Source organism: Micromonospora sp. WMMD1128 (assembly GCF_027497235.1).
GTDB lineage: Bacteria > Actinomycetota > Actinomycetes > Mycobacteriales > Micromonosporaceae > Micromonospora.
On sequence record NZ_CP114902.1, the window covers coordinates 4,109,987 to 4,123,024 of the forward strand.

Genomic DNA, 13,038 nt, shown 5'->3' on the forward strand with positions numbered 1-13,038 from the left:
GGGCGACACCCCGGGACGCCGACGCCGGACGGGCCGGGCGAGCCGGGCCGGGATGCGGCAGGCTGGGGGCATGCGCCTGGCGACCTGGAACGTCAACTCGGTGAAGGCCCGTCTCCCCCGGCTGCTCGACTGGCTGGGCACCACGAAACCCGACGTCCTCTGTCTCCAGGAGACGAAGTGCCCGGACGGGGCGTTCCCCGTCGCCGAGGTGGGCGAGCTGGGATACGAGGTGGCCAGCCACAGCGACGGACGGTGGAACGGCGTGGCCGTGCTGTCCCGGGTCGGGCTGGCCGACGTCACGGTCGGGTTCCCCGGCGAGCCCGGGTTCCCCGAGCCCGAGGCCCGCGCCATCGCGGCCACCTGCGCCGGCCTGCGGGTCTGGTCGGTGTACGTGCCGAACGGCCGCGCCCCGGACGACCCGCACTACGCGTACAAGCTGGCCTGGTTCGCGGCGCTGCGCGACGCCCTGGATCCGGAGGTCGCCGCCGCCCTCCCGCTCGCCGTCTGCGGCGACTTCAATGTCGCGCCCACCGACGCCGACGTCTGGGACCCGGCGCTGTTCGCCACCTCCACCCACGTCACACCGGCCGAGCGGGCCGCCCTGGCCGCGCTGCGCGACCTGGGCCTCACCGACGTGGTGCCCACCCCGATGAAGGGACCGCACCCCTACACCTACTGGGACTACCGCGCCGGCATGTTCCACCAGAACAAGGGCATGCGGATCGACCTGGTGTACGCCACCGCGCCGTTCGCGGACGCGGTCCGCTCCGCGTACGTGGATCGGGAGGCCCGCAAGGGCAAGGGCCCCTCCGACCACGCCCCGATCGTGGTCGACGCCGACCTGGTGCCCGCCGTCGAGGCGCTCTGAGTCGCCGTAGGGTGGACAGCATGGCAGTCGTGAAGATCAACGCGATCGACGTCCCGCCCGGCGCCAGCGAGGAGTTGGAGAAGCGGTTCGCGGCCCGGGCCGGCGCGGTGGAGAACTCCCCCGGCTTCCTCGGCTTCGAGCTGCTCCGCCCGGTCGCCGGCGAGACCCGTTACTTCGTCTACACGAGATGGGAGACGGAGGAGGCGTACCAGGCCTGGGCGCAGGGCCCGTCACGGGAGGCCCACGCCGGCAACGTCGAGCCCCGCAAGCCGGTCTCCACCGGTGCCACCCTCCTGGAGTTCGAGGTGGCCCTCCAGGTCCCGACCCCCTGAGCACCCGGCCACGGCTCCGTGATCATGAAGTTGGCGGCGCTCATTGTCCGTCTCGCCGCTGCCAACTTCATGATCACCGGAGCCCGAGGGAGCCCAGCCGAGCTGAGCCCTTGAGCTCCCGCTATTCGAGACATGCGTTCAGCATCACGGGATCGATCATGAGACCGGCCAGATCTTGGTACGAATCCGCCCCCCAGAGGGGCCGTTCCGTACCAAGATCTCCCAGGGACGGGTCAGCGCGGACGTGTGGTGAGCAGAGAGGCGAAGACGATCACGTTGTCCTCGTAGCCGGTGCGTCCACCGAGCCACGTGCCGCCGCAGGTGATCAGGCGCAGTTCCGCGGGGCCGGAGTCGCCGTAGACCCGGGCGGCGGGCAGTTTCGCCTTGTCGAAGTACTCAACGCTGTCGACCGTGAACGTCACCACGCTGCGGTCGGCGCGGGTCACCTGGATCCGGTCGCCCGGTTTGAGCTGGCGCAACCGGTAGAACACGGCCGGCCCGCTCTTGGTGTCGACGTGACCGACGATGATTGCCCGGCCGGGTTCGCCCGGTACCGCGCCCCGGTCGTACCAGCCGGTCTGGTCGGTCTCGGTCAGTGGCGGCACGTCCACCGACCCGTCGCGCGCCTGGCCGACCGGGGTGATCGGCGCGGCAACCTTGATAGCCGGCACCGACAGGCGGACCGGGAGGCTGGCCGGTTTCCGGACCGGCGCTGGGGCCGCCCCGGACGCTCCCCCCGCACTCGACCCGGCCGACGCCTCGGCCCAGTCGAACGGCCCGGCGGTACGGCCGAGCCCCGCTCCGACGGCGAACACGCCGAGCAGCACCAGCACGACGGCAAGCGGTTTCGACCAGGGGCTCCGCCTCCGATCCCGCTCCGCCGGCGACCCAGCGGGCGGCGACCCAGCGGGCGGCGACCCAGCGGGCGGCGACCCAGCGCGCGGCGAACCGGCAGGCGACGACCCAGCGCGCGGCGAACCGGCGGGCGGCGGACCGCCGCGCGCTGGATCGGCGGGCGGCGGACCGGCGGACCGGGATCGCCCGGACAGCGGACCGGCCGAGGGCGGACTCCATGGACGGGATGCGGCAGGCGGTGGCATCCAGGGCCGCGACACGGAGGGCGGGACGTGCGCCGGACGGGACCGGGTGTCCGCGTCAACAGATGGTGGATCGGCAGGCGGCGGACTCCACGACCGTGGACCGGAGAGTGGCCCGGATCCCGCAGGCGCTGCATCGTCGGCAGCAGGACCAACCGGCGGGACAGCGCCGGCACGCGGGCCAACGGGCGGCCGGCCGGCGGCACGAGGACCGGCGGGCGGGGCGGCTGGTGGAGGCAGGGCGGCGAACGGCCAGCCGGAGCGCCGGGAACCGGCGGGCGGCGGAGCGTAGTGGTCGGCCATGGCGGGACTCAGCGCCGTGCGGCGTGCCGGCGGGAGGCGGCCACCCCGAGCCCGGCGCCGACCATGGTCAGCGCCAGCCCTACCGGCACCAGCAGGCCGCCGAGACCGGGGCCGGCGGTGCCGCCGAAGCCGGTCGCCGGGCCGCGGCTCGGGAAGTGGCTGGGCGGGTGGGTCGGCGGACGGGTGGGCTGCGCCTGTTTGACCACCTGGAGCATGGTGGACGCGGTCTCGCCGCCCGGGCACTCCAGCTTGACCCGGTAGTTACCGGGCCGGGTGCGCTCGTTGACCATCGGCGATGCGGTGAGCAGTCCGCGCTGCGGCTGCACCTGGATCCGGCCGAAGGCGTCGGAGACGACGATCGCCGGCACGGAGTTGTCCCGGCAACTGGCCCGGATGCCGACCAGGTAGCCAGGCTGCACCGTGCCCGGGGTGACCTCCACGAAGATCACGTCGCCGCCGGCCGGCTGCTCCGGCCCCGGTATCGACACCGGCTCGGCGGCGCGCGGCGCCGCCCGGCCGGGCGTCGCGCCGAGCAGCGGGAAGGCGCACGCGACGGCCGCGACCAGCAGCGCCACCCGTCCCCTGACCGACCCCATGATCCCTCCCGGCGTACGGGATGAATCCTCTCACCCCTGGCCGCACCGCACATCCGATCCGCGCCACGGTCGCGTAGGCTCGGGTCGCTGTGACCACCACCGACGCCCCCGCCGCCCGCATCCGCACCTTCCATCCGCGTCGCGGGCGGATGAGCGACCGGCAGCGCGACGCGCTGGCGCGGCTCTGGCCCGCGTACGGCCTGGAGATCGCCGCCCTCGACGGGCCGTGCGATCCGACGGCGCTGTTCGGCCGGCGGGCGCCGCTGGTGCTGGAGATCGGCTCCGGCATGGGCGACGCCACCGCCGCGATGGCGGCGGCCGACCCGAGCCGACACTATCTGGCGGTCGAGGTGCACACGCCGGGAATCGCCAACCTGCTGGAGCTGGTGGAGCGGCATCGGCTGGGCAACGTCCGGGTGGCCGAGGGGGACGCGCTGGACCTGGTCCGGGCCATGCCGGAGGGGTGCCTGGACGCGGTGCACGTCTACTTCCCCGACCCGTGGCCGAAGACCCGCCACCACAAGCGGCGGATCATCGCGCCGGCGCACGTGGCGCTGCTGCGGTCCCGGCTGGTGTCCGGCGGCACGCTGCACTGCGCGACCGACTGGGCCGAGTACGCGGAGTCGATGCGGGCGACGCTCACCGCCGACCCGGAGCTGGTCGACGTGCACGGTGGGTACGCGCCCCGCCCGGCGCACCGGCCGGTGACGAAGTTCGAGCGCCGCGCGCTGACCGCCGGCCGGGAGATCTTCGACCTGGTCCACCGGCGGCGCTGAGGCCGGAGGCCCGGAAACCGAGCCCGGAGCGCGGAACCCGGTTGGCGCGGCGGGGTGCCGCCCAGGCACGATGGGAGCCGCCATGACTCTCACCGCCGCGCTGCCGAAGACCGCCGACCCGGACACCCTCTACGACGCGTTCGCCTCCTGGGCGTCCGAGCGCGGCCTCGACCTCTATCCCCACCAGGAGGAGGCGGTCATCGAGATCGTCTCCGGCGCGAACGTGATCATGAATACGCCGACCGGTTCGGGCAAGAGCCTGGTGGCGATCGCGGCGCACTTCGCAGCGCTCGCCGACGACCGGACGAGCTTCTACACCGCGCCGATCAAGGCGCTGGTGTCGGAGAAGTTCTTCGCGCTCTGCGAGGTCTTCGGCGCGGAGAACGTCGGCATGCTCACCGGTGACGCAAGCGTCAACGCGGACGCGCCGATCATCTGCTGCACCGCCGAGATCCTGGCCAACCTGGCGCTGCGGGAGGGCCGCCGGGCCGACGTCGGCCAGGTGGTCATGGACGAGTTCCACTTCTACGCCGAGCCGGACCGCGGCTGGGCCTGGCAGGTGCCGATCATCGAGCTGCCGCAGGCGCAGTTCGTGCTGATGTCCGCCACGCTCGGCGACACCACCCGCTTCGTCGACGACCTGACCCGGCGTACCGGGCGGCCGACCGCCGTCGTCCGCTCGGCCGAGCGGCCGGTCCCGCTCCTCTTCTCGTACGCGACCACGCCGCTGCACGAGACGCTCGAGGAACTGCTGGAGACGAAGCAGGCCCCGGTGTACGTGGTGCACTTCACCCAGGCCGCCGCGCTGGAACGGGCGCAGGCGCTGATGAGCGTCAACGTCTGCACCCGGGCGGAGAAGGACATGATCGCCCAGGCGATCGGCAACTTCCGGTTCACCTCGGGCTTCGGCCGGACGCTGTCCCGGCTGGTCCGGCACGGCATCGGCGTGCACCACGCGGGCATGCTCCCGAAATACCGCCGCCTGGTGGAGACGCTCGCCCAGGCCGGCCTGCTCAAGGTCATCTGCGGCACCGACACGCTCGGCGTCGGCATCAACGTGCCGATCCGGACCGTGCTCTTCACCGGCCTGAGCAAGTACGACGGGGTGCGGACGCGGCTGCTCAAGGCCCGCGAGTTCCACCAGATCGCCGGCCGCGCCGGGCGGGCCGGGTTCGACACCATCGGCCGGGTGGTGGTGCAGGCCCCCGAGCATGTGATCGAGAACGAGAAGGCGCTCGCCAAGGCCGGCGACGACCCGAAGAAGCGCCGCAAGGTGGTGAAGAAGAAGCCGCCGGAGGGTTCCATCGGCTGGGGCGAGCCGACGTTCCAGCGTCTCGTCGAGGCCGAGCCGGAGCCGCTCACGTCCAGCTTCCAGGTCAGCCACTCGATGCTGCTCAACGTGATCGGCCGGCCGGGCGACGCCTTCGCCTCGATGCGGCACCTGCTCACCGACAACCACGAGGACCCGGCCGCCCAGCGTCGGCACATCCGCCGGGCCGTCGCCATCTACCGGGCGCTGCGGGCCGGCGGCGTGGTCGAGGAGCTGCCCGAGCCGGACGAGACCGGCCGGCGGGTCCGCCTCACCGTCGACCTCCAGCTCGACTTCGCGCTCAACCAGCCGCTGTCGCCGCTGGCGCTGGCCGCCATCGAGCTGCTCGACCGGGAGTCCCCGTCCTACCCGCTGGACGTGCTCAGCGTGATCGAGGCGATCCTGGACAACCCGCGGCAGATCCTCTCCGCGCAGCAGTTCAAGGCCCGCGGCGAGGCGGTAGCCGCGATGAAGGCCGAGGGCATCGAGTACGAGGCACGCCTGGAACTGCTCGACGAGGTGACCTGGCCCAAGCCGCTGGCCGAGCTGCTGACCGGCGCGTACGAGATGTACCGGCAGGGCCACCCGTGGGTCGCCGACCACGAGCTGGCCCCGAAGTCCGTGGTCCGCGACATGTACGAGCGGGCCATGACGTTCCCGGAGTATGTCCAGTTCTACGGGCTGTCCCGCTCCGAAGGCCTAGTCCTGCGCTACCTCGCGGACGCCTACAAGACGTTGCGGCAGACCGTGCCGGAGGACGCCAAGACCGAGGAGCTTGTCGACCTCATCGAGTGGCTGGGCGAGCTGGTCCGCCAGGTCGACTCCAGCCTGATCGACGAGTGGGAGCGGCTGCGCAACCCGTCCGACGTGGCCGAGGTGGCCGCCTCCCTGGACGACCGGCCGCCGGCGGTCACCCGCAACGCGCGGGCGTTCCGGGTGCTGGTGCGCAACGCGCTGTTCCGCCGGGTCGAGCTGGCCGCGCTGCGCCGCTGGGACCTGCTCGGCGAGCTGGACGCCGCGGACGGCTGGCACGCCGACGCGTGGGCGGACGCGCTGGAGCCGTACTTCGAGGCGTACGACTCGATCGGGGTGGGCCCGGACGCGCGCGGGCCGGCGCTGCTGATGATCGAGCAGGGCCGGGAGCGGTGGACCGTACGCCAGATCCTGGACGACCCGGAGGGTGACCACGACTGGGGCATCAGCGCCGAGGTGGACCTCGCCGCCTCGGACGAGGTGGGCGCGGCGGTCCTCCGGGTCACCGACGTCGGCCAGCTCTAGGACTACGCGAAAAAGGGCCGCCCGGGATGTCCGGGCGGCCCTTTTCGTGCCCTGGGCGATGTCAGCCCCGTCGATTAGAATGTATGTACTAAACGAGCTGTTGACCTGGGAGGATGCTCGTGACTGCGCCCACCTCCGCTGCCCCTGTCACCCCCTACGCCACCCTGCTCGGGTTCACCCGCTACGTGGACCGCACCGGCCCCACCAAGGCCACCTTCGTCGGCGGCCTGCGCCGCCAGCGGGCCAGCCGGCACGGCTTCAACCCGCACGGCCAGTTCGTCAAGGCGCTCAAGGCCGACGTCGCGTTCCACACCGGCGGCACCCACCTGGCCCAGGTCGCCGATGTGGTCAAGCCGCGCTGGCGCCCGCTCTACGAGGCGCTCACGCCCGGCGCGACCCGCTGGCTGCACTCGCTCGGTGAGCCGGCCGGCGTCGACCTGGCCCAGGCCCGGGAGGCGCTCGCGATGCTCGGCGACCTACCCGTGAAGATCAACCCCCAATTCGGCGTACGCTTCGCCGACGGCCGGGCCGAGGCGATCCGGCTGCACTTCGACGAGGCGCCGCCGAGCGAGGAGGCCACGCTCGCCACCCTGCACCTGATGGCCCGGCACATGGACGCCGTGCTGCCGCATGCGGAGCCGGTGCTTGTCGACGTGCGCCGCGGCGAGGCGCACCGGATGCCCGCCGACGCCAAGCCCGAGCAGATCGAACAGTGGCTGGCCGGCGAGGCCGCCGCGTTCCGCGCGATCTGGTCCACCGCCGCCTGACGCGCCGGCTCGCGGCGGGGTGGCTGTCCGGCGCCGGACAGCCACCCCGCCGCGAAGCGCGCGCCCGGAGACCTCCACGGTCACGCGCTGCCGCGCGTCAGTCCTCCGCGGCCTGGCGGCTCACCGGCACCACCGGCAGCGGCCACACCCCGGTCCGCGGGGCCGCCGGTGTCTCCACCTGGTGGTCGGCCCAGACGTAGGTCTCGGGCAGCAGGTCGGCCACCGGCACCGCGCGCAGGCCGTCCGGCGGCCCGACGATCACCCGGATCGCCGGGAAGTAGTCGAGCAGCACCTGCCGGCAGCGTCCGCACGGCGGGAGGACACCCCGACCCCGGTCCCCCACCGCGACGATCGTCTCCAGCTCGCCGGCGCCCTGGGTGGCGGCGGCGCCCAGGGCCACCACCTCGGCGCACGGCCCGCCGGTGAAGTGGTAGACGTTCACGCCGCTGAACACCCGGCCGTCGACGCTGCGCACGGCGGCGGCCACGGTGTGGTTGTCGCTGCGGCAGCGGAGCTTGGCGACAGCGGTGGCGGCCTGCACGAGCGCCCGGTCGGTGTCCCGCATGATCATCCCCGTCCCTCGTCGACCTCGTCGGCGGCAACTTTATCCGGGCGGACGGTCTGACCAGCGATGGCACGCCCACCGCCGGTAACCCGGGGGCGGTACGCCACGAGGCTGCCTATCCTTGGCGACGACATGCAGAATCCAGCCGTACCCGCCGCCCCTGATACCGCCCGCGACCTGCACCGCCGCCTCGCCTCCCTGATGTTCCGCGACCAGCGCCGGCTCCAGCGGCGGCTCGACGGCGTGCGGAAGCTGCGGGACCCGCAGCGGCGGGAGGCGGCGCTGGCCGAGATCGCCACCGAGGTGGCCCGGGCCGAGGCGCGGCTGGCCGCCCGACGGGCCGCGGTGCCGGCGGTCACCTACCCGGCGCAGCTCCCGGTCAGCGAGCGTAAGGACGACATCGCCGCCGCGATCCGCGACCACCAGGTGGTGATCGTGGCCGGCGAGACCGGCTCCGGCAAGACCACCCAGCTCCCCAAGATCTGCCTGGAGCTGGGCCGCGGCGTCACCGGCCTGATCGGGCACACCCAGCCCCGGCGGCTGGCCGCCCGCACGGTCGCCGACCGGATCGCCGAGGAACTCGGCGCCGAGCTGGGCGGCGTGGTCGGCTACAAGGTGCGTTTCGCCGACCAGGTGGGCGACACCAGCCTGGTCAAGCTGATGACCGACGGCATCCTGCTGGCCGAGTTGCAGACCGACCGGATGCTCCGGCAGTACGACACGTTGATCATCGACGAGGCGCACGAGCGCAGCCTCAACATCGACTTCATCCTCGGCTACCTGCGGCAGCTACTCCCCCGCCGGCCCGACCTCAAGGTCGTGATCACCTCGGCGACCATCGAGACCGACCGGTTCGCGAAGCACTTCGCCGACGCCGACGGCAACCCGGCGCCCGTGGTCGAGGTCTCCGGCCGCACCTACCCGGTGGAGGTCCGCTACCGGCCGCTGGTCGAGGTCACCGAGGCCGAGGAGGAGGACGAGGCCGACGAGGAGAACGTCCGCGACCAGATCCAGGCCATCGGCGACGCGGTCGAGGAACTGGCCGCCGAGGGCCCCGGCGACATCCTGGTCTTCCTCAGCGGCGAGCGGGAGATCCGGGACACCGCCGACGCGCTGGGCAAGCTGGTGCAGAACAAGCGCAGCCTGCTCGGCACCGAGATCCTGCCGCTGTACGCCCGGCTCTCCACCGCCGAGCAGCACCGGGTCTTCGCGGCGCACAGCAACCGCCGGGTGGTGCTCGCCACGAACGTCGCGGAGACCTCGCTGACCGTCCCCGGCATCAGGTACGTGGTGGACCCGGGCACCGCCCGGATCTCCCGCTACTCCAGCCGGCTGAAGGTGCAGCGGCTGCCGATCGAGCCGGTCTCCCAGGCCAGCGCCAACCAGCGCAAGGGCCGCTGCGGGCGCACCTCGGACGGCATCTGCGTCCGCCTCTACGACGAGGCGGACTTCGACTCCCGCCCGGAGTTCACCGACCCGGAGATCCTGCGCACCAACCTCGCCTCGGTCATCCTCCAGATGACCTCGATCGGGCTCGGCGACGTCGCCGCGTTCCCGTTCCTCGACCCGCCGGACCGGCGCAACGTCACCGACGGCGTCAACCTGCTGCACGAGCTGGGCGCGCTCGACCCGGCCGAGACCGACCCGGCGAAGCGGCTCACCGCGCTGGGCCGGCGGCTGGCCCAGCTCCCGGTCGACCCCCGGCTGGCCCGGATGGTCCTCGAAGGTGAACGCAACGGCTGCGCGACCGAGGTCGTGGTGATCGCCGCCGCGCTGTCCATCCAGGACCCGCGCGAACGCCCGGCCGACAAGCAGGCCCAGGCCGACCAGGCGCACGCCCGGTTCGCCGACAAGGAGTCGGACTTCGTCGCGTACCTGAACCTGTGGCGTTACCTGCGGGAGAAGCAGCGGGAGCTGTCGTCGAGCGCGTTCCGCCGGATGTGCAAGGCCGAACACCTCAACTACCTTCGGGTACGCGAGTGGCAGGACATCGTCGGCCAGTTGCGCCAGGTTCTGCGTACCCCGGACAAGGGTGAGGGCCGGCGCGGCGCCGGCGCCGACCTGCCGGAGGAGATCGACACCCCGAAGGTCCACCAGTCGCTGCTACCCGGCCTGCTGTCGCACCTCGGCCTCAAGGACGCGCAGAAGCACGAATACCTCGGCGCGCGGGGCGCGAAGTTCGGGATCTTCCCCGGGTCCGCGCTGTTCAAGAAGCCGCCGCGCTGGGTGATGGCCGCCGAGCTGGTGGAGACGTCCCGGCTCTGGGGCCGGGTGGCCGGTCGGGTCGAGCCGGAGTGGGTCGAGCCCCTCGCGCAGCACCTGGTGAAGCGCAGCTACAGCGAGCCGCACTGGGAGAAGAAACAGGCGGCGGTGATGGCCTACGAGAAGGTCACGCTCTACGGCATCCCGCTCGTCACCTCCCGCAAGGTGAACTTCGGGCGGATCGACCCGGCGCTGAGCCGGGAGCTGTTCATCCGGCACGCCCTGGTCGAGGGTGACTGGCAGACCCACCACCAGTTCTGGCGGGACAACCAGAAGCTCCTGACCGAGATCGAGGAGTTGGAGAACCGGGCCCGGCGGCGGGACATCCTGGTCGACGACGAGACCATCTTCGCCTTCTACGACCAGCGGATCCCCGCCGACGTGGTCTCCGGCCGGCACTTCGACACCTGGTGGAAGAAGACCCGCCGGGAGCGGCCGGACCTGCTCACGTTCACCCGCGAGCTGCTGGTGAACGCCGGCCGGGGCGGGCTGGACGAGGAGGACTACCCGGACGAGTGGCGGGCCGACGGCGTGACGCTGCCGCTGACGTACACGTTCGACCCGACCGCGCCCACCGACGGCGTCACCGTGGACATCCCGCTGCCGCTGCTCAACCAGGTGCCGGCGGAGAGCTTCGACTGGCAGGTGCCGGGGCTGCGCGAGGACCTGGTGATCGCGTTGATCCGGTCGCTGCCCAAACCGGTGCGCCGCAACTTCGTCCCGGTGCCCGACTACGCGCGGGCGGCGCTGGCCGCGATCACGCCCGGTGAGGAGCCGCTGCTGGCCGCGCTGACCCGGCAACTGCGCCGGATGACCGGCGTGACCGTGCCGCCGGACGCGTGGGACCTGGGCCGGCTGCCGCCGCACCTGCGGGTCACGTTCCGGGTGCTCGGCGACGACGACAAGCCGGTCGCCGAGGGTAAGGACCTGCCGGCGCTGCAACGCCAACTGCGCCAGGAGGTACGCCAGGTCGTCGCCGCCGCCGCGCCCGACGTGGCCCGCAGCGGGCTGACCGAGTGGTCGATCGGCGCGCTGCCGCGCACCATCGAGCAGGTCCGCGCCGGTTTCGCGGTGACCGCGTACCCGGCGCTCGTGGACGAGGGCGCCACCGTCGGGGTGAAGGTGTTCGACTCCGCCGGTGAGCAGGAGGCCGCGCACTGGGCCGGCACCCGGCGGCTGCTGCGGCTGACGCTGCCGTCACCGGCGCGGTTCCTCCAGGGGCGGCTGAGCAACGAGGCGAAGCTGGCGCTGTCCCGCAACCCGCACGGCGGGGTGCCGGCGCTGATCGAGGACGCCACCGGCGCCGCCATCGACAAGCTCATGGCGGACGCGGGCGGCCCGGCCTGGGACGCCGAGGGCTTCGCGGCGCTGCGCGAGCGGGTCCGCGCCGACCTGGTGGACACCGTGGTCGAGGTGATGGGCCGGGTCCGGCAGGTGCTGGCCGCCGCGTACGCGGTGGAGCAGCGGCTGGGCGCGACCCGGAACCTGGCCGTGGTGGCGGCGCTCGCCGACGTCCGCGCGCAGCTCGGCGGGCTGGTGCACGCCGGCTTCGTCACCGAGGCCGGGTACGCCCGCCTGCCCGACCTGCTGCGCTACCTGACCGCGATCGAACGGCGGCTGGACCGGCTGCCCGGCAACCCGCAGCGGGACAAACAGCAGCAGGACCGCATCGCGGTGGTGCAGAAGGAATACCAGGACATGCTTGCCGCGTTGCCGCCGGCCCGGCGCGGCTCGACGGCGGCCCGGCAGATCCGCTGGATGATCGAGGAGCTGCGGGTGAACGTGTTCGCCCAGGCGCTGGGCACCCCGTACCCGGTGTCGGAGCAGCGCATCTACCGTGCCATGGACGACGCCGAGGGGCGTTAGAGCGGTTCCACGCCGGGCGGGAGTCCGGCGGTGGCGGTGGCGTCGTGGACGTACTCCAGGAGGATGCGGCGCAGCTCGCGGCCGGCGTGGGTGGGCACCACGTCGCGGCGGCGGGCCACCGCGATGGTCCGGCGGACACCGGGCGGGACGAGCCGGGTGACCCGGATGCCCGGCCGGCGGACCACCACGATGCCGGGGACCAGCGCGACGCCGAGCCCGGCCTCGACGAAGCTGAGTACGGCGTCCATCTCCCCGCCGTCCACCGACAGGGTCGGTTCGAAGCCGGCCGCCCGGCACGCCTGGAGGGTCGCGTCGCGCAGGTCGTAGCCCTCACGGAACATGACCAGCGGCTGGTCGCGCAGGTCGGTGATGCGCAGCTCGCCGCCGGCCGAGGTGCCCGGCAGCGGGTCCACCGAGGCGACCACCAGGCTCTCGGCCAGGATCGGGTCGACGCGCAGCCCGGGGTCGGCGCCGGCCGACGGCATGATGACGAGCGCCAGGTCGAGGTCGCCGCGGAGCAGGTCGCGGACGAGGTCCTGGGAGCCGCCCTCCTCGACCCGCAGGTCGACGGTGGGGTGGGCGTCACGGAACCGGCGCAGCACCGGAGGCGCCAGCGAGGTGGCCAGGCTGGGCGTGGCGCCGAGCCGGACCCGGCCGCGACGCAGCCCGACCAGCTCCTGCACCTCGCGGGTGGCGGTGTCCACGTCGGCGAGGATCCGCTTGGCCAGCGGCAGCAGCACCTCGCCGGCCGTGGTGAGGGTGATGTTGCCCCTTACCCGCTCGAAGAGGGGGGCGCCCAGGTCGGCCTCCAGCGCGTGAATTTGCTTACTCAACGACGGCTGGGTTATGCCGACGACATCGGCAGCTTGAGTGAAATGTCGTACTTCTGCGACCGCCACGAAGTACCGGAGCTGATGGAGCTGCATCTACATAGCTTACGGCTATCAAGACTGCGATTTCGATGCATTGGACGCCTGATCGTACGGCTCCTAGCGTCGGTCATGTGGTAATCACGAAAA

At 72.8% G+C, this 13,038-nt stretch carries 9 protein-coding genes and 1 pseudogene; 6 read left to right on the forward strand and 4 right to left on the reverse strand.

The genetic code is table 11. The features are described from left to right. Positions 1-70: 70 nt before the first annotated feature. Both O7602_RS18355 and O7602_RS18360 read left to right on the forward strand, forming a co-directional pair. Positions 71-868: an exodeoxyribonuclease III gene (locus tag O7602_RS18355; RefSeq protein WP_281583861.1), complete on the forward strand. Its 798-nt coding sequence runs from the start codon at positions 71-73 to the stop codon at positions 866-868. A gap of 20 nt (positions 869-888) precedes the next feature. Continuing rightward, positions 889-1,200 (forward strand): antibiotic biosynthesis monooxygenase, encoded by a 312-nt coding sequence (locus O7602_RS18360; protein WP_281583862.1) that lies wholly within the window; start codon positions 889-891, stop codon positions 1,198-1,200. Positions 1,201-1,433: 233 nt separating this feature from the next. Here the strand turns inward: O7602_RS18360 and O7602_RS18365 are convergent. Both O7602_RS18365 and O7602_RS18370 read right to left on the reverse strand, forming a co-directional pair. Next, a pseudogene (locus tag O7602_RS18365) lies at positions 1,434-2,066 on the reverse strand (class F sortase); the annotation flags it as partial. 542 nt (positions 2,067-2,608) lie between these two features. Further along, positions 2,609-3,196: a hypothetical protein gene (locus O7602_RS18370; RefSeq protein WP_281583864.1), complete on the reverse strand. Its 588-nt coding sequence runs from the start codon at positions 3,194-3,196 to the stop codon at positions 2,609-2,611. Positions 3,197-3,345: 149 nt separating this feature from the next. Here O7602_RS18370 and trmB point away from each other — a divergent pair, with 149 nt between their 5' ends. From trmB to O7602_RS18385, 3 genes are all read left to right on the forward strand, one after another. Next, entirely contained in the window at positions 3,346-3,972 is a 627-nt protein-coding gene (gene trmB / locus O7602_RS18375) for a tRNA (guanosine(46)-N7)-methyltransferase TrmB (protein ID WP_281590383.1), read from the forward strand. Positions 3,973-4,054: 82 nt separating this feature from the next. Continuing rightward, the gene (locus tag O7602_RS18380; RefSeq protein ID WP_281583865.1) at positions 4,055-6,559 is read left to right on the forward strand and encodes a DEAD/DEAH box helicase; all 2,505 of its coding nucleotides are present in this window, start codon (positions 4,055-4,057) and stop codon (positions 6,557-6,559) included. 119 nt (positions 6,560-6,678) lie between these two features. Further along, complete coding sequence (locus O7602_RS18385; protein ID WP_281583866.1) at positions 6,679-7,326, forward strand: hypothetical protein; 648 nt, start codon at positions 6,679-6,681, stop codon at positions 7,324-7,326. A 97-nt stretch (positions 7,327-7,423) separates the two neighbouring features. On the opposite strand, the gene O7602_RS18390 is transcribed toward O7602_RS18385, so the two are convergent. Then, entirely contained in the window at positions 7,424-7,891 is a 468-nt protein-coding gene (locus O7602_RS18390; protein ID WP_281583867.1) for a cytidine deaminase, read from the reverse strand. A gap of 132 nt (positions 7,892-8,023) precedes the next feature. Here O7602_RS18390 and hrpA point away from each other — a divergent pair, with 132 nt between their 5' ends. Further along, on the forward strand, positions 8,024-12,019 hold the full coding sequence (hrpA, locus tag O7602_RS18395; RefSeq protein WP_281583868.1) for an ATP-dependent RNA helicase HrpA: 3,996 nt from the start codon (positions 8,024-8,026) through the stop codon (positions 12,017-12,019). Here the strand turns inward: hrpA and O7602_RS18400 are convergent. Continuing rightward, positions 12,016-12,945: a LysR family transcriptional regulator gene (locus O7602_RS18400; RefSeq protein WP_281583869.1), complete on the reverse strand. Its 930-nt coding sequence runs from the start codon at positions 12,943-12,945 to the stop codon at positions 12,016-12,018. The two genes, hrpA and O7602_RS18400, sit on opposite strands and share 4 nt — an antisense overlap. Positions 12,946-13,038: the final 93 nt, after the last annotated feature.

What these genes read in the sequence shown, in the direction of transcription:
- trmB (WP_281590383.1), top strand. Translation starts at nt 3,346, where the DNA reads ATGAGCGACCGGCAGCGCGACGCGCTGGCGCGGCTCTGGCCCGCGTAC.
- O7602_RS18370 (WP_281583864.1), bottom strand. Translation starts at nt 3,196, where the DNA reads ATGGGGTCGGTCAGGGGACGGGTGGCGCTGCTGGTCGCGGCCGTCGCG.
- O7602_RS18400 (WP_281583869.1), bottom strand. Translation starts at nt 12,945, where the DNA reads ATGCAGCTCCATCAGCTCCGGTACTTCGTGGCGGTCGCAGAAGTACGA.
- O7602_RS18390 (WP_281583867.1), bottom strand. Translation starts at nt 7,891, where the DNA reads ATGCGGGACACCGACCGGGCGCTCGTGCAGGCCGCCACCGCTGTCGCC.
- hrpA (WP_281583868.1), top strand. Translation starts at nt 8,024, where the DNA reads ATGCAGAATCCAGCCGTACCCGCCGCCCCTGATACCGCCCGCGACCTG.
- O7602_RS18360 (WP_281583862.1), top strand. Translation starts at nt 889, where the DNA reads ATGGCAGTCGTGAAGATCAACGCGATCGACGTCCCGCCCGGCGCCAGC.
- O7602_RS18380 (WP_281583865.1), top strand. Translation starts at nt 4,055, where the DNA reads ATGACTCTCACCGCCGCGCTGCCGAAGACCGCCGACCCGGACACCCTC.
- O7602_RS18355 (WP_281583861.1), top strand. Translation starts at nt 71, where the DNA reads ATGCGCCTGGCGACCTGGAACGTCAACTCGGTGAAGGCCCGTCTCCCC.